The sequence below is a fragment of the Micromonospora sp. L5 genome, assembly GCF_000177655.2.
Lineage (GTDB): Bacteria > Actinomycetota > Actinomycetes > Mycobacteriales > Micromonosporaceae > Micromonospora > Micromonospora aurantiaca.
In genome coordinates this window covers 41,764-65,570 of sequence record NC_014815.1, presented here as the reverse complement: position 1 = coordinate 65,570, position 23,807 = coordinate 41,764, and the positions used below count along the sequence as shown (strand labels likewise).

18 protein-coding genes are annotated in these 23,807 nt (G+C 74.2%); 6 read left to right on the top strand and 12 right to left on the bottom strand.

Going from position 1 to position 23,807, the window contains the following annotated elements; all coding sequences use genetic code 11:
• Positions 1–177: 177 nt before the first annotated feature.
• From ML5_RS00320 to ML5_RS00285, 8 genes are all read right to left on the bottom strand, one after another.
• Positions 178–2,715: a helix-turn-helix domain-containing protein gene (locus ML5_RS00320; protein WP_013473352.1), complete on the bottom strand. Its 2,538-nt coding sequence runs from the start codon at positions 2,713–2,715 to the stop codon at positions 178–180.
• 100 nt (positions 2,716–2,815) lie between these two features.
• Positions 2,816–3,964: an acyl-CoA dehydrogenase family protein gene (locus tag ML5_RS00315; protein ID WP_013283288.1), complete on the bottom strand. Its 1,149-nt coding sequence runs from the start codon at positions 3,962–3,964 to the stop codon at positions 2,816–2,818.
• Positions 3,965–4,082: 118 nt separating this feature from the next.
• Positions 4,083–5,615 (bottom strand): acyl-CoA carboxylase subunit beta, encoded by a 1,533-nt coding sequence (locus ML5_RS00310; RefSeq protein ID WP_013473351.1) that lies wholly within the window; start codon positions 5,613–5,615, stop codon positions 4,083–4,085.
• A gap of 157 nt (positions 5,616–5,772) precedes the next feature.
• Complete coding sequence (locus tag ML5_RS00305; RefSeq protein WP_013473350.1) at positions 5,773–6,693, bottom strand: hydroxymethylglutaryl-CoA lyase; 921 nt, start codon at positions 6,691–6,693, stop codon at positions 5,773–5,775.
• 25 nt (positions 6,694–6,718) lie between these two features.
• On the bottom strand, positions 6,719–8,056 hold the full coding sequence (locus tag ML5_RS00300) for an acetyl/propionyl/methylcrotonyl-CoA carboxylase subunit alpha (protein ID WP_030269621.1): 1,338 nt from the start codon (positions 8,054–8,056) through the stop codon (positions 6,719–6,721).
• A gap of 77 nt (positions 8,057–8,133) precedes the next feature.
• Positions 8,134–8,748 carry a TetR/AcrR family transcriptional regulator gene (locus ML5_RS00295; protein WP_013283284.1) on the bottom strand — a complete coding sequence of 205 codons (615 nt, stop codon included), beginning with the start codon at positions 8,746–8,748 and terminating at the stop codon, positions 8,134–8,136.
• A 71-nt stretch (positions 8,749–8,819) separates the two neighbouring features.
• Entirely contained in the window at positions 8,820–11,663 is a 2,844-nt protein-coding gene (locus tag ML5_RS00290; protein ID WP_013473348.1) for a hypothetical protein, read from the bottom strand.
• Positions 11,656–13,449: an HSP90 family protein gene (locus ML5_RS00285; protein WP_013473347.1), complete on the bottom strand. Its 1,794-nt coding sequence runs from the start codon at positions 13,447–13,449 to the stop codon at positions 11,656–11,658. Before ML5_RS00285 ends, ML5_RS00290 begins: the two co-directional genes overlap by 8 nt.
• Before the next feature lie 118 nt (positions 13,450–13,567).
• Between ML5_RS00285 and ML5_RS00280 the strand changes: the two genes are divergently transcribed.
• Positions 13,568–14,839 carry an MFS transporter gene (locus ML5_RS00280; protein ID WP_013473346.1) on the top strand — a complete coding sequence of 424 codons (1,272 nt, stop codon included), beginning with the start codon at positions 13,568–13,570 and terminating at the stop codon, positions 14,837–14,839.
• A gap of 17 nt (positions 14,840–14,856) precedes the next feature.
• Here ML5_RS00280 and ML5_RS00275 read toward each other — a convergent pair whose 3' ends face one another.
• Positions 14,857–16,002 carry an FAD-dependent monooxygenase gene (locus ML5_RS00275; RefSeq protein WP_013473345.1) on the bottom strand — a complete coding sequence of 382 codons (1,146 nt, stop codon included), beginning with the start codon at positions 16,000–16,002 and terminating at the stop codon, positions 14,857–14,859.
• Between the two features lie 91 nt (positions 16,003–16,093).
• Between ML5_RS00275 and ML5_RS00270 the strand changes: the two genes are divergently transcribed.
• From ML5_RS00270 to ML5_RS00260, 3 genes are read left to right on the top strand one after another with little or no spacing between them, the layout of a single operon-like run.
• Positions 16,094–16,693 (top strand): TetR family transcriptional regulator, encoded by a 600-nt coding sequence (locus ML5_RS00270; protein WP_013473344.1) that lies wholly within the window; start codon positions 16,094–16,096, stop codon positions 16,691–16,693.
• Between the two features lie 16 nt (positions 16,694–16,709).
• Entirely contained in the window at positions 16,710–17,240 is a 531-nt protein-coding gene (locus ML5_RS00265) for a SigE family RNA polymerase sigma factor (RefSeq protein WP_013473343.1), read from the top strand.
• Positions 17,237–18,430 carry a hypothetical protein gene (locus ML5_RS00260; protein WP_013473342.1) on the top strand — a complete coding sequence of 398 codons (1,194 nt, stop codon included), beginning with the start codon at positions 17,237–17,239 and terminating at the stop codon, positions 18,428–18,430. Before ML5_RS00265 ends, ML5_RS00260 begins: the two co-directional genes overlap by 4 nt.
• Positions 18,431–18,511: 81 nt before the next feature.
• On the opposite strand, the gene ML5_RS00255 is transcribed toward ML5_RS00260, so the two are convergent.
• Genes ML5_RS00255 through ML5_RS00245 form a run of 3 tightly spaced genes read right to left on the bottom strand, consistent with a single transcriptional unit; the run spans position 18,512 to position 20,674 of the window.
• Entirely contained in the window at positions 18,512–19,414 is a 903-nt protein-coding gene (locus tag ML5_RS00255; RefSeq protein ID WP_013473341.1) for a sulfurtransferase, read from the bottom strand.
• Positions 19,415–19,454: 40 nt separating this feature from the next.
• On the bottom strand, positions 19,455–19,901 hold the full coding sequence (locus ML5_RS00250) for a hypothetical protein (RefSeq protein WP_013473340.1): 447 nt from the start codon (positions 19,899–19,901) through the stop codon (positions 19,455–19,457).
• 2 nt (positions 19,902–19,903) lie between these two features.
• Positions 19,904–20,674, bottom strand: a complete 771-nt coding sequence (locus ML5_RS00245; protein ID WP_013473339.1) for an SGNH/GDSL hydrolase family protein — start codon at positions 20,672–20,674, stop codon at positions 19,904–19,906.
• A 254-nt stretch (positions 20,675–20,928) separates the two neighbouring features.
• Between ML5_RS00245 and ML5_RS00240 the strand changes: the two genes are divergently transcribed.
• Positions 20,929–22,410, top strand: coding sequence for a hypothetical protein (locus ML5_RS00240; RefSeq protein WP_013473338.1), 1,482 nt, complete (start codon positions 20,929–20,931; stop codon positions 22,408–22,410).
• A gap of 19 nt (positions 22,411–22,429) precedes the next feature.
• Positions 22,430–23,785, top strand: coding sequence for a PQQ-like beta-propeller repeat protein (locus ML5_RS00235; RefSeq protein WP_013473337.1), 1,356 nt, complete (start codon positions 22,430–22,432; stop codon positions 23,783–23,785).
• Positions 23,786–23,807: the final 22 nt, after the last annotated feature.

Sequence of the window (23,807 nt, the reverse complement as noted above, 5' to 3'; positions counted from 1 at the left end):
TCCGACCTCGGTAGTCTTCCGGCAGCGGGGGGCACCGGGGGGTGCTGGCGCGAGCGTGGAGCGAGGGGCAGTACCAGGGGGCTACTTCGCTCGCGCCACCCCCGCGCCCTCCGCCCCTCCCGTGCCGGCCGACGCGCAGTGCGGCCACCGCGATCGACCGGGGTGACGACAAGACGCTCATCGCCCCCGTCGGGCCGTCAGGGAGAACAGCAACTCCTCCTCCTGCGGCAGCAGGCTGACGCCGGTGACCTGTCGCGCCGCGTCCAGCCGATCCAGCACGGCCGGATCAGCGGTGCTGACCGCCAGCCCCACCAGCGCCTCGACCAGATCCCGCCGATCGGCGACACCCTCGGCCGCGTCGGCAGCCGCGGCGAACCACTCCGCCGCCAGCTCCCGGTCTCCCCGGTGCAGCGCCACGTGCCCCTCGATCAACCCGCGCAGCGCGTCCTCGGTGCGCGCGTCCCCACCCGGGCCCGGCGGATCGAGCATCTCCACGGCCGGTGGACGGCGCCGACCCGGCACCACTCCCGACGGCCACAGCTCGGCGATCGTGGCCAGCGCCTCGTCGGTGCGCCCGGCGTGGGCGAGCGCCAGCCCGACCGCGCCGACCGTCCGGCGCCGCCGCCCGGGATCACCCAGCTCCGCGAGCGCGGCCGCCACCCGGCGACCCTGCTCGACCGCCTCGGCGTATCGGCCCTCCAGGCGGGTCAGCTCGGCCTGATCGGCACGCGCCAGCACACGCAGGCGCTGGTCACCGCACTGTGCCGCCAGGCGGTCGACAGTCGCCAGCCGCCGCCGGGCACCGGCCAGCCGACCTTCGCGTACGTCGTGCCAGGTCAGGTGCGCCTGGGCGACGGCCATCTCGCGTACCCGGTGGTGCCGGGTGGCCGAGGCCAGTGCGGCCTCGGCCTGCTCGCGGGCCTCGTCGTGCGCGCCGAGCCCGAGCAGCAGCGCGCAGAGCACGGACCGGGCGGACAGTTCGCCTGTCACGTCGCCCGCCTCGGCGAAGACGACCAGGGCGGCCCGGGCCGCCGGGAGTTCCTCCGCGCCCGCGCCGTGCTCGGCGGCGAGTCGGGCCGCGCCGAGCATGGCCCAGGCCCGCAGCGTGGGCCGGGCACCAGCGGTACGCGGATCGGCGAGCAGCCGCCGCAGCCGGCCCCGGCCGGACACGTCCCGCCCGCGCAGCCGCCACCATCGGGGCAGTGAGGCGGCGAGCAGGAGCGCGGTCTCCGGCGCGTACTCGGCGGCGTACGCCAGCGCGGCGGTGATGTCGCTCGTCGCCTCGTCGAGCACGTGCACCGCGCCGGACATCTGTGCGCCCACCAGCCCTGGCGCGGTGCGGTGGACCAGACCGGCGATCACCGCGGCGTGCCGCATCCGGATCCGGGCGGTCTCGCCCTCCAGGTCGGCCTGTTCCGCGGCGAAGTCACGGACCGCGTCCAGCAGACGGAACCGGAACGGGCCGGTGCCCCTGACACTCAGCAGGCCCAGCTCGCGCAGCCGGTCCAGCATCGGCGCGGCGTCCCACCGCCGGCCGCCGTCGGCGAGCAGATCCTCGGCCAGCTCGACCGACCAGCGGTTACGGAACGCGGACAGCCGCCGCAGCGCCGCCCGGTCGGCGCTGGCGAGCAGGTGATAGCTGGTCGCCACGGCGTCGCGCAGCGTCACAGTGCCGGCGGACGGGTCGGCGGGCTCCCAGCCGGGGCGTACGCCGGTCAGGTCCAGGACGCGGTCGCCGTAGCGGTCGAGCAGCTCGGTGACGTCGAGGATGCGTCCCCGTGCCGCCATCAGCTCGATGGCGAGCGGCAGTCCGCCGAGCCGGCGCACGAGCGCGGCGAGCGCCGGCAACTCGGCCGGGGTCGGTGGTTCCCGGCGGGCCTGGGCGAAGCGGGCGGCGAACAGCGCCGCCGCCGGCCAGCGGTCCAGGCCGGCCCGGTCGGCGGGTTCGGTGCCGGCCGGCGGTACGTCGAGCGGCGCGACCGGCCGGACCATCTCGCCGGCCAGGCCGACCGGGCGGCGGCCGGTCACCAGCACCCGCAGCGTCGGCACGGCGGCGGTCAGGACGCGGAGCGCCTCGGCCACCGGCTCCGGCGCCCGGTCGACGGCGTCGACGAGCAGCAGCGCCCGCCGGTCGCCGATCCGGCAGGACAGGTCGGCCAGCCGGTTCACGCCGAACGTCGACGCCGACGCGGCGAGTACGTCGGCGGCGTCCGAGCCCTCGCCCACGAGCACCCCGGCCACGCCCGCCGGGTGGCGGGCCGCCACCGCGTGCGCGACGGTGACGGCCAGCGCCGTCTTGCCCACCCCGGCGAGCCCCACGAGGCTCACCACCGGGTACGCGTCGAGCAGCCCGGACACCTCCGCCACGTCCCGTTCCCGGCCGAGCAGCGGTACGGGCTGGGGCAGCGCCACCGGCGGATCGTCGGCGGCGGCACCGGCTGCGGGGAGGCGGGATGCCGCGGGCCGGGCGGTGTCGACGAACTCCCGCCGCTCGTCACCGCTCAGGCCGAGCGCGTCGGCCAGCAGGTCGACTGTGGTGCGCTGGGGCCGGGTGGCCCGCCCCCGTTCCAGATCGCGGACCGTCCGTACGCCCACGCCGGCCCGGCCCGCCAGCTCGGCCTGGGTCAGGCCGACGGCGAGCCGGTGCCCGCGCAGCAGGTCGGCCAGACCGGTACGACCGCCTGGGCCCCGCGCACGGTCATGATCCGGAGTCATGGGCACGAAGATTACGGATGGACTCCGACGCTCCACAGCCCATCGTCAACCACCCGACCGTCCACTGCCGATATCCGACAGGGCGCGGTTCCGGGCGTCCTCACATGCCGAGATCGCGCGCGATGATCATGCGCTGCACCTCGCTGGTGCCCTCGCCGATCTCCAGGATCTTGGAGTCGCGCCAGAAGCGGGCCACCGGGTACTCGTTCATGAAGCCGTACCCGCCGTGGATCTGCGTCGCCTCGCGGGCGTTGTCCACAGCGACTGTGGAGGCGTGCAGCTTGGCGATGGCCGCCTGACGCTTGAACGGCTCACCGGCGAGCATCCGGGCGGCCGCGTCGTAGTAGGCCAGCCGGGCCGTGTGCGCCTTCATCTCCATGTCCGCGATCTTGAACTGGATGGCCTGGTAGTTGCCGATCGGCTGGCCGAACGCCTGGCGCTCCTTCGCGTACTTGATCGACTCGTCCACGCAGCCCTGGGCCAGGCCGACGGCGAGCGCCGCGATGGCGATCCGGCCCTCGTCCAGGATGCGCAGGAACTGCGCGAAGCCCCGGCCGCGCTCGCCGAGCAGGTTGGCCGCCGGCACCCGGCAGTCGTCGAACGTCAGCTCGTGGGTGTCCGACGCATTCCAGCCGACCTTCGAGTAGCCGGGCGCGACGGTGAAGCCGGGCGTACCGGACGGCACGATGATCGTGGACAGCTCCTTGCCGCCGTCCGGCCGCGTACCGGTGACGGCGGTGACTGTGACCAGCGCGGTGATGTCGGTGCCGGAGTTGGTGATGAACGCCTTCGAGCCGTTGATGACCCACTCGTCGCCGTCCAGGACCGCGCGCGTCCGGGTGCCGCCCGCGTCCGAGCCGGTGCCCGGCTCGGTGAGCCCGAACCCGGCCAGCGCCTCACCGCTGAGCAGCTTCGGCAGCCACTGCGCCTTCTGCTCCTCGGTGCCGAATCGGTAGATCGGCATCGCGCCGAGCGACACCGCCGCCTCCAGCGTGATGGCCACGCTGGAGTCGACCCGGGCCAGCTCCTCCAGCGCCAGGCAGAGCGCGAAGTAGTCGCCGCCCATGCCGCCGTGCTCCTCCGCGAAGGGCAGCCCGAACAGGCCCATCTTGCCCATCTGACGGACGATCTCGTACGGGAAGGTGTGCTGCTCGTAGTGCTCGGCGATGGTGGGCGCGACCACCTCGCGGGCGAATTCCCGGACGCTCTCCCGCAGCGCCTGCTGCTCCTCGTCGAGCCGGAAGTCCATGTCGATCCTCCTGGAAAGGGCGGGCCGCCGGGCGCTCGTGACGCCGGGAGCGGCTGAAGCGTTAGGAGGGGCCCCTTTACATGCACCAGGCGTTAAGAGGGGGCCCTTCCTTACCGGGTCAGACGGGGGTGACGCCGTGCCGGCGCCGGGAGAAGTGCCGCTCCTTGCCGCGCGCGGCGGTGAACCGGCGTACCAGCTCGGCGCGCAGCTCGTGCGGCTCGACGATCGCGTCCACCACCAGCTCGCTGGCGAGGCGGACGACGTCGATGTCGCGCTCGTACTCCTCGCGCTTCGCGGCCACGAACGCGGCCCGCTCGGCCTCGTCGGAGATGGCGGCGATCTTGTTGGCGTAGACCGCGTTGACGGCGGCCTCCGCGCCCATCACCGCGATCTTCGCGGTGGGCAGCGCGATCGTGGCGTCCGGCTCGAAGCCGGGACCGGCCATCGCGTAGAGACCTGCGCCGTACGCCTTGCGGACCACCACACAGATCTTGGGTACGGTCGCCTCGGAGATCGCCGTGATCATCTTGGCGCCGTGCCGGATGATGCCCTGCTTCTCCACCGCGCTGCCGACCATGAACCCGGGCACGTCGCTGAGGAACAGCAGCGGCACGTTGAACGCGTCGCAGAGCTGCACGAACCGGGTCGCCTTGTCGGCCGAGTCGACGAAGAGCACGCCGCCCTTGAACATCGAGTTGTTGCCGACCACGCCGACGACCTCGCCGTTGAGCCGGCCGAACCCGATGGTCAGCTCCTTGGCCCACAGCGCCTGGATCTCGAAGAAGCTGCCGGAGTCGAGCAGGCCCTTGACGTACCGGCGCATGTCGAACGCCTGCCGCTCGCTGGCCGGTACCAGCGCGGCCAGGTCGGCCTTCTCCGGCGCGGCCACCGCCTCGGCCGCCGGCGGGTCCTGCTTCCAGTTCGACGGCAGGTACGACAGGTACGTCCGCACCACGTCGAGCGCATCGTTCTCGGTCTTGCAGAGGAAGTGACCCACGCCGGACTCGGCGCAGTGCACCTTCGCGCCGCCCATCGCCTCCAGCGTGGTCTTCTCGCCGGTGACCATCTCGACCATCCGGTCGGAGCCGAGGTACATGCTGGCGTTGCCGTCCACCATGGCGACCACGTCGCAGAACGCCGGGATGTACGCCCCGCCCGCCGCGCTCGGCCCGAACAGCGCGCAGACCTGCGGGATCGAGCCGGAGGCGCGGACCTGGTTCCAGAAGATCTTTCCGGCGCCGCGGCGGCCCGGGAACAGGTCGACCTGGTCGGTGATCCGGGCGCCGGCCGAGTCGACCAGGTAGACCATCGGGACGCCGGTCGCGTAGGCCCGCTCGATGATCCGGATGATCTTCTCGACGGTACGCGCACCCCAACTGCCGGCCTTGACCGTGGAGTCGTTGGCCATCAGGCAGACCTGGCGGCCGTCGATCGTGGCGGTGCCGGTGACCACGCCGTCGGCGGGCAGCCCGTCGGCCATCGCGTTGGCGTAGAGCCCGTCCTCGACGAAGGAGCCCTCGTCGACCAGGTACGCCACACGCTCGCGGGCGAACAGCTTCCCCTTCGCGGCGTTTGCCGCGTGGTACTTGTCCGCACCGCCGGCGCGGGCGCGCTTGCGTAGCTGCTCCAGAGCTTCACCGTCGAGCGTCACGCCGACTCCCGTTGCCACGGCCCCCGCACAGGGCGCCCACCGACCTGAACGATCGTTAGGCTACCCCACCCGCACCATCCCCGGCACCCCACCACGCCCCCGCACCCCACCCACCCCCGCTCATTTCGTTGATCACGGGGGTGGGTGGGAGAGGGGGTCAGGCGGGGCGGGGGGTCAGGCGGGTTCGGGGGCCGGCCCGGAGGACTCCGGACGGGAGCTTCTTGCCCACCAGGGTCTCGGCCAGCTCGGCGGCCTCGATCAGGGCGTCCAGGTCGATGCCGGTGTCGATGCCCATGTCGTGCAGCATGTGCACCGCCTCCTCGGTGGCCAGGTTGCCGCTGGCACCCGGCGCGTACGGGCAGCCACCGAGGCCGCCGACGCTGGCGTCGAACTCGGTGATCCCCAGTTCCATCGCGGTGAGCATGTTCGCCAGCGCGGTGCCACGGGTGTTGTGGAAGTGCAGCAGCACCGGCAGGTGGGCGTTGCGGTCCCGGACCGCCGTGACCAGTTCGCGGACGCGCCGGGGCGTACCCATGCCGGTGGTGTCGCCGAAGGCGACGCGGTCCGCGCCGTCGCGGGCGACGCGGTCGACGATCGCGGACACCCGGCGGGGGTCCACATCGCCCTCGTAGGGGCAGCCGAAGCTGGTCGCCACGATCACCTCGGCGGTGGCGCCCGCGCCGTGCAGCAGGTCGATCAGCTCGGCGATGTCGTCCAGCGACTCGTCGGTGGACCGGTTGACGTTGCGGCGGTTGTGCGTGTCGCTGGCCGAGACCACCACCTCGATCTCGGTGAAGCCCGCCGCCAGCGCCCGCTGTGCGCCACGGGTGTTCGGCACCAGGGCGGAGTAGCGCACGCCGTCGACCTTCTCGGCCCGCTGCCACACCTCGTCGGCGTCGGCCATCTGCGGGATCGCCTTCGGGTGGACGAAGGAGACGGCCTCGATGCGCCGTACCCCGGTGCGGGACAGCGCGTCGAGAAGCCGCACCTTCGCGTCGGTGGGGATGGGCTCCTCGTTCTGGAGGCCGTCGCGGGGACCGACCTCACGGATGCTCACGGAGTCTGGAAGTTCCGCCATCAGATTCACCTCACTGGGTCGAAGGTCAGCGCATCCGGGAGACGATGCCGGTGTCGTAGTCGCCGGAGAGGAACTCCGGGTTCTCCAGCAGCTCGGCGAAGAACGGCAGGTTGCACTTCGGGCCGGCGATCTCGAACTGGGCGACAGCCGCCCGCGCCCGCTCGACCGCCTCCTCGCGGGTCGCCCCGGTGAGGATCAGCTTGGCCATCAGGCTGTCGTAGAACGGCGTGACGGTGTTGCCGGCGACGTAGCCGGAGTCGACCCGGACGCCGGTGCCGGACGGCTCGTTCCAGGTGGTGATCGCGCCCGGGCCGGGCAGGAAGCGCTTCGGGTCCTCGGCGTTGATCCGCAGCTCGATGGCGTGACCGCGCGGGGTGAGCGCGTCCGGGTCGAACGTCGGCGCCAGGCCGGACGCCACCCGCAACTGCTCCTCGACCAGGTCGACGCCGTAGACGTACTCGGTGACCGGGTGCTCGACCTGCAGCCGCGTGTTCATCTCCAGGAAGAAGAACTCCTGCGTCGAGGGATCGAGCAGGCATTCCACAGTGCCCGCATTGCGGTAATTGACCGCCTCGCCGGCCCGCACTGCGGCGGCCAGGAACCGCTCGCGCAGCTCGGGCGACACCGCCGGGGACGGCGACTCCTCGACCAGCTTCTGGTTGCGCCGCTGCACCGAGCACTCCCGCTCGCCGAGCGCCACCACCCGGCCGTCCGCCAGGCCGAGGATCTGCACCTCGACGTGGCGCACCCGGGGGAAGTACCGCTCGATCAGCACCGACCCGTCGCCGAACATCCGCTCGGCGAACGCGCGGACCTTGTCGTACTCGGTGCGCAGCGCCGCCTCGTCGGCGGCCACGCCCATGCCCATGCCGCCGCCACCGGCGGCGGCCTTGACCATCACCGGGTAACCGATCTCCGCGGCTGCCGCCACCGCCGCGTCCAGGTCGCTCGCCGGTTCGGTGGTGCCGGGCGCGACCGGCACGCCCGCGGCCGCCATCAGGTTCCGGGCGTTGATCTTGTCGCCCATCGCGCTGATCGCGTCGGCGCCGGGCCCGACCCAGATCAGGCCGGCCCCTTCGACGGTACGGGCGAAGTCCGCGTTCTCGGACAGGAAGCCGTAGCCGGGGTGGATCGCCTGCGCGCCGGTGCTCCGGGCGGCGTCGAGGATCGCCTCGACGTTCCGGTAGCTCTGGGCCGGGTTCGCCGGGCCGACGCAGACCGCCTCGTCGGCCTCGGTCACGAACGGCAGCGCGCCGTCGGCCTCCGAGTGCACCGCGATCGTCCGGATCCCGAGCCGCCTACCGGTGCGGATGATCCGCCGCGCGATCTCCCCCCGATTCGCGACCAACAACGATTCGATCATCTTCTGCACGGACGTGACCCCTTCTCGACGCAAAGCCGGGGTCTCTTCTTAACACGCGTTAAGGTACGCGCGGCGTGTCAGGTCGGGTCGGTGGGCGCGAGCAGGGCCGCGAGGGTCGCGCCGCGCAGCAGTTCGGCCCGGCGCCGGCGGTCCACCTCGCCGCCGAGGAACGGCGTCGAGTTCATCAGGCCGAACGCCGCGTGGGCGAGCACCCGGGCCGCGCCGTCGGGCAGGCCGGGGTGCAGCGCGGTCAGCACGGTGACCCATTCCTCGACGTACATCCGCTGGAGCCGGCGGATCCGGCGGCGCGGCTCGTCCGGGAGGCGGTCCAGCTCGTGCAGGTGCAACGCGATCACCGCCGGGTTCGCGAGCGCGAAGTCGACGTGGAAGTCGATCAGCGACTCCAGCGCCGCACGCGGGTCGCCCGGGTGACCGGCGGCCCGTTCCCGCCCGCCCGCGAGCAACCCCTCACTCACCGGGATCAGGGCGGCGACGAGCATCGCCTCCTTGCCGGCGAAGTGGTGGTAGAGCGCGGGACCGGTGACCCCGGCCGCCGCGCCGATGTCGTCCATCGACACACCGTGGTAGCCGCGCGCCGCGAAGAGGCCGACCGCGATCTCCAGGATCTCGTCCCGCCGGGACCGGCGCCGGGCCGCACCCGCCGCACCCCGTGCCTGCTGTTCCACCGCCACCGGACCAGCCTAGACCTCGCGTTCGAACTGGGGCAGCCGCGGTTACCCAACGGTTGCCCCAGCCCGTCGTGTCAGTCCTCCTCGATGCCGTGGTCGGCGCGGACCTTCGACGCCTCGGCCTCCCGGCCCTGCTCGTCGAGCGCGCGGGCGAGCAGCCAGGCGGCCTGCGTGGCGGGACGGGAACCGCTGGGCAGCCCGCCCAGGACCGGGCGCAGCAGCCCTTCGGCCTGCTCCGGCCGCCCGTCGCGCAGCAGCAGCTCACCGGTCAGCACCTCGACCTGCGCCGCCTCACCGAACGCCTCGATCGACCGCAGGCGCTCCGGCACCCCGTCCACCCGGTCCAGCGCGGCGGTGAGGCGGTCCTCGCCGATCAGCACCCGGGCCACCGCGTCGGCGGCCATCGCCCGCTCGTACGTGACCACCGGCGCCTCGTCGGCCTCGGCCGGGAGCGCGGCCGCCGCCTCGTCCACCCGCTCGATCGCTGCGACCGCGGCCGGCAGGTCGCCGGACCAGTGCAGGGCGAGCAGTTCCCGCCGCCGGGCCCGCATCTCGTCCACCTGGAAGCCGGCCAGCCGCCAGGCGGTCGCCGCCGCCGCGAACCGCTGCGCGGCCAGGGCGTCCCGGTCGGCGTCGTAGAGCAGGCCACCGGACTCCTCCAGCACCTGCGCCCGGTGGGGGAGATTGTCCGGCCCGTCCAGGTTCTCGGCCAGCGTGTCGAGCACCGTGAGCGCCAGATCCGTCTCGCCGAGGCCGGCGTAGATGCCCGCCAGCATGTGCCGGCACCGGTCCGCCTCGGCCTGCGCGCCGGCCCGGTCGAGCCCGAGCACCGCCTCCTCGGCCACCTCGGCGGCCTCGGCCAGCCGACCGGCCACCCGGTACGCCTCGGCCAGCTCCCAGCGCAGCAGCGCGTCGCCCTCCAGCCCCTGCTCGACGCAGAGAGTGACCGCCTCGGCCAGATCCTCCACCGCCTCGCCGGCCCGGTCGGCGGCCATCAGCGCCCGTCCCCGGGTGACCCGCAGCGGCAGCTGGGCGCCGGCCGGGGCGACCGACAGCGCCTCCTCGCACGCGGCCACCGCGTCGGCCGGGTCGTCGGTGGCGCGGGCGTACGCCAGGCAGGCGCCGGTGAGCATCTCGGCGTCGCCCAGCTCGCCCGCCAGCCGGCGGGACCGCGCCGCCGCGTCCCGGAACTCCTCGGCCCGCTCCAACTGCTCCAGCACGTGCGTGCGGTGCAGCGCGACCCGACCGGCCAGCCACGGATCGGCGTCCGCCTCCGCCTCGGCCCGGTCGAGCGCGTCGAGCGCCTCCGCCCACTGCTCGCGGTGCACGTGGGCCAGGGCCAGCCGGTCCCAGCCGGCGGCCCGGTCACGCGGCTCGCCGTGCTCGGTCAGGTAGCCGGCCGACTCCCGGGCCAGGGTTATCCCCTCGTCCGCGCTCTCCTCGACCATGCTGAGCAGCACACCGAGCCGCCCGGCCACCACCTGGGCGCGCAGCGGGTCCGGCACCTCCCGCCACGCGGCGAGCGCCTCGCGGTTGACCTCGATCGCCACCGGCACGCCGTCGTCGTCCTGGGACAGCTCACCGGCCCGCAGCTCCAGCCGCCAGGCGCGGGTGGTCGCGGGCACGTCGGCGTCACCGAACCGCTCGTCGTACGCGTGCAACGCGGCGACCAGGCCGTCCCGGCGGTTGGTGCGCCAGCACTCCTCGGCCAGCGCGAGCAGTTCGTCCGCCCCGGCGTCGGCGGGCACCGTCACCGGCTGCGGAGAGGCCACCGGCGCGTCCGAGCCGGCACGCGGGGCGGGCACCGCCGGGCGGCGCAGGCTCGCGGAGAGCGGCAGGTGCTCGCCGACCGGCCCGGCCGCCAGCTTGCGGGCGATCAGGCCGGACTGGTGCGTGGTGCCGTTGCGCGCGTCGAACCGCTCGGCCAACGCGGTCGCCGTACCGGCCAGCTCGTCGGCGAGCGCACCCGCCGGCACGTCGGCGGCGGCCCGCTCGCCGGAGGCGCGGCGGTGCACAGTCAGCTCGGCCGGCACCTGACGCAGCGCGGCCGAGGCGGCGGCCGCGAAGTGCATCGCGGCCGCAGGGGTGGGCGCGCGGTCCAGCCAGTCCAGGTGGCGCTCGACCAGTTCCAGGGCGCGGGCCTCGTTGCCGGTCACGGTGCAGAACTCGACGTGGTCGGCGATGTCCCACAGGTCGGCGAGGTGCCCGCGCACCCGCCGGTACGCCTCCCGGTGCGCGTCCCGCGCCGCGTCGGTGCGGCCGGTCTCGCGGTAGGGCGTGAGCAGCGCGGTGAGGATCCCCTGCGGCTGCTCGCTACAGGTGAGCCGCCCGGCGAGCACCGGCTCGGCCAGCGCCACCGCCTCCTCGTGGCGGCCGTGCCGCACCAGGTGCGCGACCTGCGTGGTCGGGTCGCAGCCGGCGCAGTCGGAGAGCGTGTCGCGCGGGGTGGTCATCCACTTGCGGTACCACTGCTCCGCCGCCTCGTCGTCGCCCAGGTGCGCGGCCACCAGGTAGCGGTGCTTGTAGACGGCCTGGAGCGAGTGCCCGGAGTCGCGGTAGCGCCGTTCCATGTCGTCGAGCACCGCGTACGTCCGGTCCAGCGGCAGCTCCGGGAACTTCACCATGGCGTTGACCATGTACTTGAAGAACCAGAGCAGCTGGTGCGTGTAGCGCTGGTGGTAGGGCTGCGGATCCTTGTCGTACTCGGCCAGGCACCAGGAGAACGTGACGAAGGACTTCGCCGGTTCGCCGCCGTAGACGTACGCGGTGGTGCCGGTGACCCGGGCGGCGAAGGCGAGGTGCCTGTCGTCGCCCGCGTCGGCGCGGCGCAGCAACTGCTCCAGCGCGGCGATCTGCCCCGGCCCGTACGGCATGGATTCGATCTCGTGGTGCATCCGCCAGAGGTCGTCGTCAGTCACGGGTCTCTCCCGGTACGGCCCGGCCGAGCAGGCCGAGGAAGGAACTGTTCAGCAGTGCGGCGTCGGCCGCCCGGATCGGGTGGTGCCCGAGCAGCAGGGCCTGCCCGTAGAGCGCCTCGACGGCCAGCCCGACCAGCTCCGGGTCGGCGAGCGTGGTGACCCGGCGGACCAGCGGGTTGCGGTGGTTGAGCACCAGTTGCGGGCGGTCCGGCGGCGCTGAGGCGGCGAGCGCGTCGAGCACGCCGCCCCACAGCTCGTCGGCCCTGTCCCGGCTGGCGGCGAGCTGGTCGTGGAACGCGGCCGACCGGGACACCAGGTAGAGCGCCGGCAGCGAGACCGGGTCGTACGCCCGGATCACGACCTCACAGCCGAGCCGTTCCAGGGCCCGCTGCGCGGCGGTGAGGAACGGCCGCAGGGCCAGTTCGGTCGCCGGGTCGAGGATCTCGAACCGGGTGGTCAGGTCGCTCGGCTCCAGCCGCTCGATCAGCACCGACCGGTCCACTGTGGGCAGCCGCTCGATCAGCTCGGTGTCGTACGTGTAGCCGCCGTTGACCACTGCCACGTCCTGCGCGGCGGCCACGGCGGCGAGCTGGCGGAACTCGTCCAGGCTGGCGGCGTACCGGAGCACGCCGTGCCGCTGCCGGAACTCGGCGAGCGTCATCGTGCCGACGTTGGTGTCCATCGGCCACCACTGGTCGACCAGCCGCAGCATCTCGTCGTCGTGCATCGCGAGCGCCTTGACGCCGAGGTGGTGCACCTGGAGGAACTCGCCGAGCCGGCGCGGGTCGTGCTTGGCGAGCCGGACCAGCCAGCCGCGGATCTGGTCGCCGAGCGCCTCCCGGACGGAGGTGAGAAGCGCGTCCTCGTAGAGCGCCTCGCGGCTGGCGGTGGGCCGCAGCTCACTGGCGTCGACCACGCAGTGGGCGAAGAAGGCCCACTCGGGCAGCAGCCCGTCGGCGTGCTCGCTGAGCAGCATCCGCTTGAGGTAGACCCGGTGCCCGGCCCGGGCCGCCGGGTTCACCGCGGCGGGCAGGATGAACGCCACGCCGGTCAGGCCGGCCTCGGGCACCGACAGCGGCACCACGTCGAACGGGACGAACCCGAGCAGCTCCTGCGCGTACCGCTGGAGGGCGGCCCGGTCGACCGGCGCCCCGGGTGTGGTCGGCCACGGCGGCGGGCCGGCGGTGGTCGGCGTGTCACCGACCCGGACGTCGACCGGCAGCAGGCCGCCGTAGAGGCGGGCCAGCTCGGTGACAGTGGGTACGCCGAGCCACTGGTCGGCGTCGCGCCGGGGCACCAGCGTGACTGTGGTGCCGGGCTCGTCCCGGGCCTGGTCCGGCTCGGCGAGCCGTACCGCGTACCGCCCGTCGGACCAGCCCGTCCAGAGCACTGTGGGCTCGTCGGCGTGCCGGGTGACCACCCGGATCTCGTCCGCCACCAGGAAGCAGGAGAGCAGGCCGATGCCGAACTGGCCGAGGAACTCGTGCCGGGAGAAGCCCAGCTCGTCGCGCTTGGAGCTGCGGCCGATGGTGGCGAGCAGTTCGTGCACCTGCGCCTCGGTCAGGCCGATGCCGGTGTCGTGCACGCGCAGCGTCCCGTCGCCGGTCAGCTCCGGCGGCTCGATGCGGACCCGGGCCGGGGCTTTCGGCTCGGTGGACCGGCGCGCGGTGATCGCGTCGACGGCGTTCTGGAGCAGCTCGCGCACGTAGACCCGCGGACTGCCGTAGAGGTGATGACTGAGCAGGTCGACCACGCCACGGAGGTCCACCTGGAAGGTGCGGTCCAATCGCGCTCCCGGTTCGGATTTTCGGCGCTCACCGTACCGGTCAGCGCCGACAGTGTCCGTCCCGTTTCACCCCGGCGGCTTGACCCTCCACCGGGTGCAGGGCACACCGTCTCCCGGCATGACGATCACCGCCGTCCCGGGCCGCGACTACCGGCTGCTCTGGTCCGCCGCCGTCTGCTCGCAGGTGGGGGACTCCCTGCGTACGCCGGCTCTGGCCCTGCTGGCCGCCACGCTCACCCGCGACCCTCGCGCGGTAGCCGCGGTGACAGTGGCCGGGCTCCTTCCGCCGCTGCTGTTCGGCCTGCTCAGCGGCGTGTACGCGGACCGGTGGGACCGGCGGCGGACGATGGCGGTGGTGGACGGAGGGCGGGCCGTGGTGGTGGCGGCGCTGGCCTGGTCAGTGGCGACCGGGCACGCCGGGATCGCCACGCTGGTCGTCGTCGCGTCGCTGCTCGCCCTGCTGGGCACGCTCTTCGACGCGTCCGCGTACGCGCTGCTGCCCACTGTGGTGCCACCCGAAAGGCTGGCGGGCGCCAACGCCCGCCTCCAGGCCGGAACCGCGGTCGCGGGGGGATTCGTCGGCGCCCCCTTGGCCGGTGTCCTCTTCGCCGTCTCCCCCGCACTCCCGTTCACCGCCGACGCCCTGACCTTCGCCCTGGCCGCCGTCCTCATCCTCGCCATCCCCGCCCCGGCTCCCCGCCGATCTTGCACTTTCCGCCCTGGCAAGGACGCACAAAAAGGACAGTCGAGGGGCCACAACCGCAAGATCAACGAGAACAAGGGTGGGGTTTGGGAGGGGATTCGGTTTCTTCGACGCGATCGGGTTCTCTGGGCGCTGACAGTCGGGACGGCCGGGTCGAATCTGGCCATCGGAGGGCTGGCCTCGGTGCTCGTGCTCTATGCGCTGGCCGTGCTTCGGGTGCCGGAGGCGGCGTACGGGCTGTTCGCGGCCGGCGCGATCGCGGGCGGGCTGGGCGGCGCGCTGTTCGCCGGACGGCTGGCCGCCCGCTTCGGCACGCTGCCCACGCTGCGTGTCGTGCTGCTCGGTCAGACGCTGGCGCTGGCCGGATTCGCGCTGGCCCGGCACCCGCTGACCGGCGGCCTCGCGATGGCCGGGTTCACCGCCGGCTCCACGATCTGGAACAGCCTGCGGGCGGCGTACGGGCAGCGGCACGTACCCCCGGATCTGCTCGGCCGGGTGGGCGCGGCACAGCGGGTGGCCGGGCTGGCCGCCGCACCGGCCGGCGCGGTGCTGGCCGGTCTCGCCGCCCAGGCGTTCGGCCTGACGCCTGTCCCCTGGGCGGCCGCCGCGGTCTTCGCCCTGGTCACGGCCGCCGTCTGGGTGACCTTCCGAGCGCGCACCGGACCGCCCGCCGCGCCACCGCACTGATCACCCGCCCCCGCGGGTCAGCTATCGGGCCGCGCGGGCTCGAAGCCGGCCAGGCGAACGGCGATCCGGTGGCGGACCGGCGGGAGCGTGGAGACCGCCCGGAGCAGCAGATTCCGCAGCGGTCGCACGGCCGGCGGTGCGGCGGCGAGCCGGGTCAGCCCGGCGGCGAAACCGAGCACCTCCTCGGCGAGGGGGCGGCGGTCGGTGGCGTACCCGTCGAGGGCCTGCGGCCCGGCGGCGAGCGCGTCGCCGAGGGCGACCGCGTCCCGCAGGCCGAGGTTCATCCCCTGCCCACCGGCGGGGCTGTGCACGTGCGCCGCGTCCCCGGCGAGCAGCACCGGGCCGGAGCGGTACGTGCTCGCGATCCGGTGGTGGATCCGGAACCGGGACGACCACGCCATGCCGGTGACCCGGTCCGGCCGGCGCGCCGGACCGCGCTCGTCGAGCAGCGCCTGGAAGTGGTGCGCCTGCGGGTCGCGCGGCGCGTCGTCCACCGTGGCGACCAGCCGGACCGTGCCGTCGGGCAGCGGCGCCCAGACCAGTGGGCCCTGCCGGGACAGGAAGAGGCTCACCTGGTCGCGCGGCAGCGTGCTGTCCACGTGGACGTCGGCGAGCAGGAACGACTCCCCGGGGTCGGCCGGGCCGCCGAAGCCGATGCCGGCGAGTTCGCGGACCCGGCTGTGCATCCCGTCCGCACCGACGACCCAGCGCGCCCGGACCGCGCGGCCGCCGCCGAAGCGCGCGACGGCGCCGTCGCCGTCGAGGTCCAGCCCGGTCATCTCGTACGGCCGCAGCACGCGCCCGCCGAGCGCGGTGAGCCGGTCGGCGAGCACCGCCTCGGTCTCGGCCTGCGAGATCAGCAGCGCGTACGGGTAGCGCGACGGCAACCTGTCGAAGGGGACGGTGACCAGCACCCGGTCCCGGTCGCGGACGCTGAACCGGGCCGAGCGCAGCCCTCGGGCGGCGAGCGGCGCGGCGATCCCGATCCGGTCCAGCACCTCCAGGGTGCCGGCGTGCACGACCGCGGCGCGCGAGGTGACCGGCGGTTCGGCGAGCCGGTCGACGACTGTCGCGGTCACGCCGTGCCCGGCCAGCGTCACCGCCACGGCCAGGCCGGTCGGCCCGGCTCCCACCACGAGGACGTCAGTGCGTTCGGGCAGCATCGTTCCACCTCCGGGCTCGGGTCAACAACTGTTTGCCAACGCTTGTTGGCTTCACTGTAGAGCCGATGTCAACACGTGTTGGCATACAGTCGTGGACGTGACCGAACCCGCCACCCGCGCCCGCCGCTCGGACGCCACCCGGGCGGCCATCCTGCGCGCCGCCCGGGAACGCTTCGCCACCGACGGCTACGACCGGGCCACCATCCGGGCCATCGCCGCCGACGCCCGCATCGACCCCTCGATGGTGATGCGCTACTACGGCAGCAAGGAGGGACTCTTCGCCGCGGCGGCCGAGTTCGACCTGCGCCTGCCCGACCTGGCCGAGGTGCCGCCGGACCGGCTCGGCGAGACACTGACCCGGCACTTCGTGCGCCGCTGGGAGGCGGACGGGACACTCGTCGCCCTGCTCCGGGCCGCCGCCACCAACCCCGGCGCGGCCGAACGGATGCGCGGCGTCTTCGCCGGCCAGCTCGCCACCGCGGTGGCCCGTCGCGTTGCCGACCCGGCCACCGCCGCCCGCCGGGCCGGCCTGGTGGCCAGCCAGATCCTCGGTCTCGCGCTCACCCGGTACGTGGTCCGGCTGCCACCGGTGGTGGACCTCGACCCGGAGGAACTGGCCGCCTGGGTCGGCCCGACGATTCAGCGCTACCTGACCCAACCTTTGCCCCCGTCCCGCGCGTCTGGCGGGTGACGGAGGGAGGAGCCGGATGGGGCGCGACGCGGACGACGGGCGGGCGGACTACCTCGCCTTCGTCGAGGCGCACCAGCACCGGCTGCTGCGCGCCGCGTACCTGATCTGCGGGAACCGCCACCAGGCCGAGGATCTGCTCCAGGACGCGCTGCTCAAGCTGGCGCTGCGCTGGCCGTCGGTGCGCGACGGCGACCCGGCCGCGTACGTGCGCGCCATCCTCTACCGCGACGCCGTCTCCTGGTGGCGGCGCCGACGCCGGGAGTGGCTCAGCGCGTACCCACCGGACCGGCCGGGTGCCGACGCCGACGCGGCGCTGCGGCTCACCGTGCGCGCCGCGCTGGACCGGCTGCCGCCACGTCAGCGGGCCGTCGTGGTGCTGCGCTACTTCGAGGACCTGACCGAGGTCGCCACCGCCGAGGCGCTCGGCGTCACAGTCGGCACCGTCAAGAGCCAGTGCCACGACGCGCTGCGCAAGCTGCGCGACGTCGTACCCGCCCCCGGCACGTCCGGAGACGGCCTGGTGACCGGGATGGAGGCGAACCCGTGAGCGAACCCGAGCTGACCCGGCTGCTGACCCGGGCCGCCGAGGAGATCCGGCCGACCCGGCCGGCCGAGGCAGGATGGGAGCGGGCCGGACGGGTCCGCCGCGCCCGCCGGGCCGCCGGCGCCGCGGCCGTCGCCGTGGTCCTGCTCGGCGGCGGTACGACCGCGCTCCTGCACCGCTCCGGCCCGCCACCGGCCGCACCGCCCCGCCCGACTGTGACGGCGGCACCGAGCGCGCCTGTGGTGCAGCGGCCCCCCGACCGGCTCGGCGAGGCGGGCGACCCGCTGGGCCGGCTCGGCGACCGGGTCGCCTTCGCCCTCTCCGACCGCCCGGTGAGCCGGGCGCTGGCGCTGTACCAGCCGGTCGACCCGGAGACCGGCGACGCCGGTCCGGTCCGGGTGCTGGGTGACGACGGCATGGTCCGGGAACTCGACGTGGTGACGCTCGCGCCCACCCGCGACGCCGAGGGCAACGAGGCCACTCCACTGAAGCCGGGCAGCCTGTCGCCGGACGGCCGGACCGCCGCGTTCGCGCAGACCGGTGAGGTGGTCGTGGTCGGCCTGACCGACGGCGCGGTCCGCCGGTATCCGCTCACCGGCTACCTGGAACACGTGCTCTGGGCCGGGGACCGGCTGCTGGTCGGGGACAACGACACCACGCACGAGCTGGACCGGCGCACCGGGTCGGCGCGGAAGCTCGCGGTCGACCCGTGGACGCTCGTCGTGCCCGAGCCGGCCCGGTCCGGTGACCTGTTCACAGTCGGCGGCTGGTCCGGGGACGGCGGCCTGGCCGTACGCCGGTTCCCCGCCTCCGGTGGCGCGCCGGAGCGGCGGCCGGTGACCGCCGGGGAGCTTCCCCCCGGCTACCAGCTGAACGAGGTCTACGGGCGGGGCTGGCAGCGCGGCGACCGGATCGCCCAGGCCGGGTGGACCACCACCGCGGGCACCGCCGGCACGATGAGCGGCGCCGAGGGCGTGGCGGTGCTGGACGCCCGCACCGGCGCGGTGACCCGCCTGCTCGACCTCGGGCGCGAGGGCAGGACCAAGGGGTGCTGCGAGGTGTACGGCTGGACCGCCGACGGCGCGGTGCTGCTCCGCTACGACGCCGGGCTGGCCCGGTGGCGGCCGGAGACCGGCGCCGTCGACTGGGTGGCGAGCAACGTCCCCGGCCGGCTGTCGATAGCCGCCCGCTGACCGGTGCGGAACGCGGCCGGACCGGCGTAACAGCGGAACCGGCCGGTCCCGCCGCGGTGACGGCGGGACCGGCCGGGACGCTCAGCGGGTCAGGCCGCCGGGCTGGTCGCCCTTCACGACGGGGGCCCGGACCAGGTTGCCCCACTCGGTCCACGAGCCGTCGTAGTTGCGCACCTGCGGGAACCCGAGCAGGTGGTGCAGCACGAACCAGGTGTGGCTGGACCGCTCGCCGATCCGGCAGTACGCGACCACGTCGTCGGACGGGCTCAGCCCGAGCTGGTCGCCGTAGATGGTGCGCAGCTCGTCGGCGGACTTGAACGTGCCGTCGTCGTTCGCGGCGGACTTCCACGGCTTGCTCACCGCGCCCGGGATGTGCCCGCCACGCAGCGCGCCCTCCTGCGGGTAGTCCGGCATGTGCAGCATCTCGCCGGTGTACTCGCCGGGCGAACGCACGTCCACCAGCGGCCGCCCGGCCGCCACGTGCGCCATGACCTGCTCCCGGTACGCGCGGATCGGCGCGTCGTTGCGCTCCGGCACCGGGTACGAGGCGCGGGGCCGGCTCACCTTGTCCCGGGTCAGCTCCCGCCCCTCGGCGATCCACTTCTGCCGGCCGCCGTCGAGCAGACGTACGTCCTGGTGACCGAAGAGGGAGAAGACCCAGAGGGCGTACGCGGCCCACCAGTTGAAGTTGTCGCCGTAGAAGACGACAGTGTCGTCCCGCCCGATGCCCTTGGCCGCGCACAGCTCGGCGAAGCTCGCGGCGTCCAGGTAGTCGCGGGTGACCTGGTCGTTGAGTTCGGTGTGCCAGTCGACCTTGACGGCGCCGGGGATGTGGCCGGTGTCGTAGAGGAGCACGTCCTCGTCGGACTCGACCACCACGAGCCCTTCGTCGCCCAGGTGCTCGGCCAGCCACTCGGTGGTGACCAGGCGCTGCGGGTCGGCGTACGACTGGAGGTGGGGATGCGGATCGCTCGGCACAGGCATGATCCCCAAGGTACGCCGGATCAGCGCGGTGCGGTGCCGGTCAGGCGCGGCGGTGCACCAGGCGGCCGGCGACCACTGTCGCCAGGCAGGAACCGTCCGCGTCGAACACGGCGAGGTCGGCGCGCCCGCCGGTCACCAGCGCGGGCGGCCGGACCGTGGGCAGCACCGCCACCTCGTTGCGCGCCGCGGCGGAACGCAGCGCCGGGTCGGTGACGTGTTCGTCGAGCACGGCGGCCACGCCGAGCCGGAACAGCGCGTGCACCCGCTCGCGGGGCGTGGGCGCCGGCGGCAGCGGGCCGTCGTGCACGAGCGCCGGCCCGAGCGTGCCGGCCCACCGCCGCACCCGCACCCCCGGGTACGCGCCGGACAGCTCGGCCGTGGGCACTATCGCCTCGACCCGGTCACCGGCGACCACGACCGCCAGCCCGGTGCGGGGTGGATCGTCGGGTGTCAGCCGCAGCAGGTCGGCGGCGTGGACGGTTCGCACGCTCAGTCGCGCTCGACCGGCCCGAGCACCGGCCGCTTGGCGGTGACGAAGTCGCCGGAGGACCGCCCGGTCAGCCGGCGCTTGATCCACGGCGCCAGGTGCCGGCCGGCCCAGCGCAGGTCGGCGGCGCGCGCGGCGAGCCACGGGCTGGGCGCCGGATGCGGCGGCACCATCAGCCACTCCTCCTCGCAGCCGATGCCGAGCGCGGTGAGCACCTGGGCCGCGACCCGGCGGTGGCCGGCGGCCGACAGGTGCAGCCGGTCGGTGCTCCAGAGCAGCGGGTTGAGGTAGGTGTCGTCGGCGTACAGGTCGACCAGGATCGCGCCGTGCCGCTCGGCCACCTCGCCGACCGCACGGTTGAGCAGCGCGACCCGGGGGGCCACCAGCCGCTGGCCGGGCAGCCGGGCCATCACGTCGGCGAACCGGAACAGCACCACGTCGCTGCCGCCGGACCGCAGCCGCTGCACGACCGAGTCGAAGCGGGGGACGAACGAGTCCGGGTCGAAGCTGCGGCGCAGCACGTCGTTGCCGCCGGCCGCGAAGCTGATCAGGTCGGGCTTCATGGCCAGCGCGGACGGCACCTGCTCGGCCACCACGTTGGGGAACAGCCGGCCGCGGATGGCCAGGTTGGCGTACCCGAAGTCGGGCCCGGCCTCGGCGGCGAGGCGGGTGGCGACCAGATCGGCCCAGCCCCGGTAGCTGCCGTCCGGATACGCGTCGTCCATGCCCTCGGTGAAGCTGTCGCCCACCGCCACGTAGCTGCGCCAGCGCACGGCGCCTCCCTCAGACGTCCCGGCAGAAGTGCGTCACACAGTCTGTCACCGCGCGGACCGGTCCCGCTGACCCTGGACGCCGGACGTGGCGGATGTCTCGACGTCCTGTTCACGACAGCCACCCGAGGGGACAAATCCGTCCGACACGTCCGGCGGGGCAGAATCCGTCGTCCGGACCGGGGATGATGTCTGCCGTCATCCGGCCGGGCGAAACCGTCCGGCCGGTCCCGCACACGGCACGAGCGAGGAACCACATGACGCAGGGGCACCCACCGGCGGGCTGGCCACCGCCCGGCAACGCCGACCCCCGGTACGCCGCAGCACCGCCGCCCGCGCAGCCGGGACCGTGGGGGCCGCCGCCTGCGACGCCGAAGTCCCGCCGGGGGCTCTGGATCGGGCTCGCGGCGGGTGCGCTCGCGCTTGCGCTCTGCGCCGGCACGGCGGTCGGCGTCGGGCTGGGCCTGCGCGGCGACGACGAGGAGGGCCCGGCGCCGAAGGCGGCAGCCGGCGCGAACGGCGTCACCGTCACGAACGCCGAGCTGACCGCCCTGCTCGACCGGCACAGCAAGGCGCTGGCGGCGAAGGACCTGGACGGCTACCTGGCCGCGTTCGACCCGGCCCGTAAGGAGCTGATCGCCGGGCAGACCCAGCTGTTCCGCAACCTGGGGAAGCTGCCGCTGTCGGTGGCCCGCTACGAGACCATCGAGCGGCAGGGCCGCGCCGGCGACGCCTTCGGGCAGGGCGTCACGTTCCAGCTCGACGTCTCGTTCGTGCACCAGCTCGACGGCTTCGACCTGGCCCCGGTCACCGAGTGGTACCGCTGGACGATCGTCCGCACCGGCAAGGACGCGCCGATCCGGGTCACCGCTGTGACCGGCGCTCCGGCCGCCGGGAACGGTGGCTCGAAGACCGTCCACTACCCCGGTCCGTGGGACAAGTGGCGGGAGATCCACGTCGAGCGGACCCCGCACGCCCTGCTCATCGCCGACGCCGCCCGGGCCGGCGTGGCGAAGCGGTACGCCCCGGCCGCCGATGTGGCGGTCACGAACGGCCTGGCCGTGTGGCGGGCCAGCGGGCCGCCCGGCCCGGTGCCGAGCGGCTTCGTCATCACGCTCGCCGACGGCAAGGACGAGATGACCTCGCTCTACCGGATCGGCACCGAGAAGGCCACCGAGGCGGGCTTCTCGCTGGGCCTGGTCGCGGCCGAGCGCAAGGACGGCAAGGCCACGATCGGCGGCACCCGCATCGTGGTGGACACCCGCGACCGTTACTTCACCCGTACCGGCGGCGACAACGATGCCCGCATGGTGTTGCGGCATGAGGTGGCGCACTCCCTGATGACGCCCCGCACCGACCTGACCGCTGTGGACGCGTTCAGCAAGCTCGACGAGTGGGTGGTCGAGGGCTTCGCCGAGTACATCGCGTTCCACGGCCGCCCGCTCGGTGCCAGCGAGCGCACCGCGCAGGCCCGGCAGGTGGTCCGCGGCGGGTGGAACGGCACGCTGCCCGGCAACGGCGAGTGGGACGACCCCGACCGGCTGAGCTTCCACTACTGGCTCGGGCACGCCGCGATGAACCACCTCGCCGAGAAGCACGGCGAGGTGAAGCTGTTCCGCTTCGTCGAGGCGGTCTACGGCGGCACCCCGACCGACCGCGCCGCCCGGGACGTGCTGGGCGTGTCGCTCGACGAGTTCCAGGCCGGCTGGGCCGCCTACGTCCGCGCGCAGGCGCGCTGACCGGGAACGGAGACGACGAATGACGTACCAGCACCAGCAGCCGCCGCCGGCGGCGCCGAAGCGGCGCGGACGCGTGGCGTTGCTCGTCGCCGGTGGCCTGGTGGCCGTGCTCGCGGTCGCGGCCGGCACCGCCTACGGCGTGTCCCGGCTGGTCGGCGGCGATGACGACGACGGGAGGAAGCTGCGTACCGCCTGGGTGCTCGACTTCCCGGAGCGGCAGCGCAACGGGCTGAAGACGTACGACGGGCAGGACATGTTCGGCGCCTGGCTGGTCGGTGACGCCGTGGTCCGGGCCCAGCCGGACGGGATCATCGCCTACCGGCTCGGCGACGGCGCCCAGGCGTGGGGCGTGCCCGCGCCGCAGGCGTCCTCGCTGTGCGCGGCCGCCCAGACGCTAGCCGAGGGGCGGGGTGTGGTGGCGCTCGGTTCCGCCGACTCCTGCGACACGCTCGTCGGTTTCGACGCGGCCGGCGGCACGCAGACGTGGCGGGCCACGTTCCCGGTGGAACGCCGGACGGGCCGGTCCGAGATCGTCGCCCCGGACCTGTCCGTGGCCGCCGGGCAGGTGGTCGTGCGCAGCGGCGAGAGCGTTCTCGGCTACTCGCTGGCCGACGGCAAGCGGCTGTGGCAGACCGACGCCGACCGGCTGCTGCCCGGTCGCGACTGCCGTCTGACCCAGACGCAGGCCGCCGGGACGCAGGCGGTGGTCACCGCGCGCTGTGACGGCGACCAGGGCGCGCTGCTCGGCCTGGACCCGGCCACCGGCAAGCCGCGCTGGCAGCAGAAACTGCCCGCCGCGCAGCAGAGCGCCGGGGTGCTGAGCGTCGACCCGCTGGTCAGCCTGCCCGGCCTGGTCAGCGAGACGTTCGTCGCGCGCGACGCCGCCGGCAAGGCGCGGGCCACGTTCGGCAACCCCGTCGACGGTACGCGGTTCAGCGACCTTCCGATCAACCGCTCCAACACGGTCAGCGGGCCGGAGATCCGGCCGTACCTGGCCGACGCGGACACGCTCTACCTGCCCACCGAGGCGACGAACGTCGGCGGCAAGATGCGCCAGGCCAACCAGGTGGTGGCGATCGACCTGGCCACCGGCAAGCGGCGCTGGGTGTCGGCCGGGCACACCGACGGCGAGGTGGAACTCATCCGCCTCGACGAGCAGGGCGTGCTGGCGTGGGAGGTGGGCGACCGGCGGGATCTCGCCCCGCGGCTGGTCCGCATCGACCCGGCCACCGGCGCGGTGAGCGTGCTGGCCGAGGCGCCGCTGTCGGCCGGCACCGAGGGCAGCGACGCGAAGGTGCTGGAGCGCGACGGCACAGTGGTGCTGGTGCCGTGGAAGCACGTCACCGCGGACGCGGCGATCACCGTCCTGCGCTGAGTACGACGCGGGGCGGGCCACC

Coding starts and splice junctions, on each gene's coding strand:
- ML5_RS00280 (WP_013473346.1), top strand. CDS start 13,568: ATGACGATCACCGCCGTCCCGGGCCGCGACTACCGGCTGCTCTGGTCC.
- ML5_RS00320 (WP_013473352.1), bottom strand. CDS start 2,715: ATGACTCCGGATCATGACCGTGCGCGGGGCCCAGGCGGTCGTACCGGT.
- ML5_RS00300 (WP_030269621.1), bottom strand. CDS start 8,056: ATGATCGAATCGTTGTTGGTCGCGAATCGGGGGGAGATCGCGCGGCGG.
- ML5_RS00235 (WP_013473337.1), top strand. CDS start 22,430: ATGACGTACCAGCACCAGCAGCCGCCGCCGGCGGCGCCGAAGCGGCGC.
- ML5_RS00255 (WP_013473341.1), bottom strand. CDS start 19,414: ATGCCTGTGCCGAGCGATCCGCATCCCCACCTCCAGTCGTACGCCGAC.
- ML5_RS00265 (WP_013473343.1), top strand. CDS start 16,710: ATGGGGCGCGACGCGGACGACGGGCGGGCGGACTACCTCGCCTTCGTC.
- ML5_RS00275 (WP_013473345.1), bottom strand. CDS start 16,002: ATGCTGCCCGAACGCACTGACGTCCTCGTGGTGGGAGCCGGGCCGACC.
- ML5_RS00240 (WP_013473338.1), top strand. CDS start 20,929: ATGACGCAGGGGCACCCACCGGCGGGCTGGCCACCGCCCGGCAACGCC.
- ML5_RS00305 (WP_013473350.1), bottom strand. CDS start 6,693: ATGGCGGAACTTCCAGACTCCGTGAGCATCCGTGAGGTCGGTCCCCGC.
- ML5_RS00315 (WP_013283288.1), bottom strand. CDS start 3,964: ATGGACTTCCGGCTCGACGAGGAGCAGCAGGCGCTGCGGGAGAGCGTC.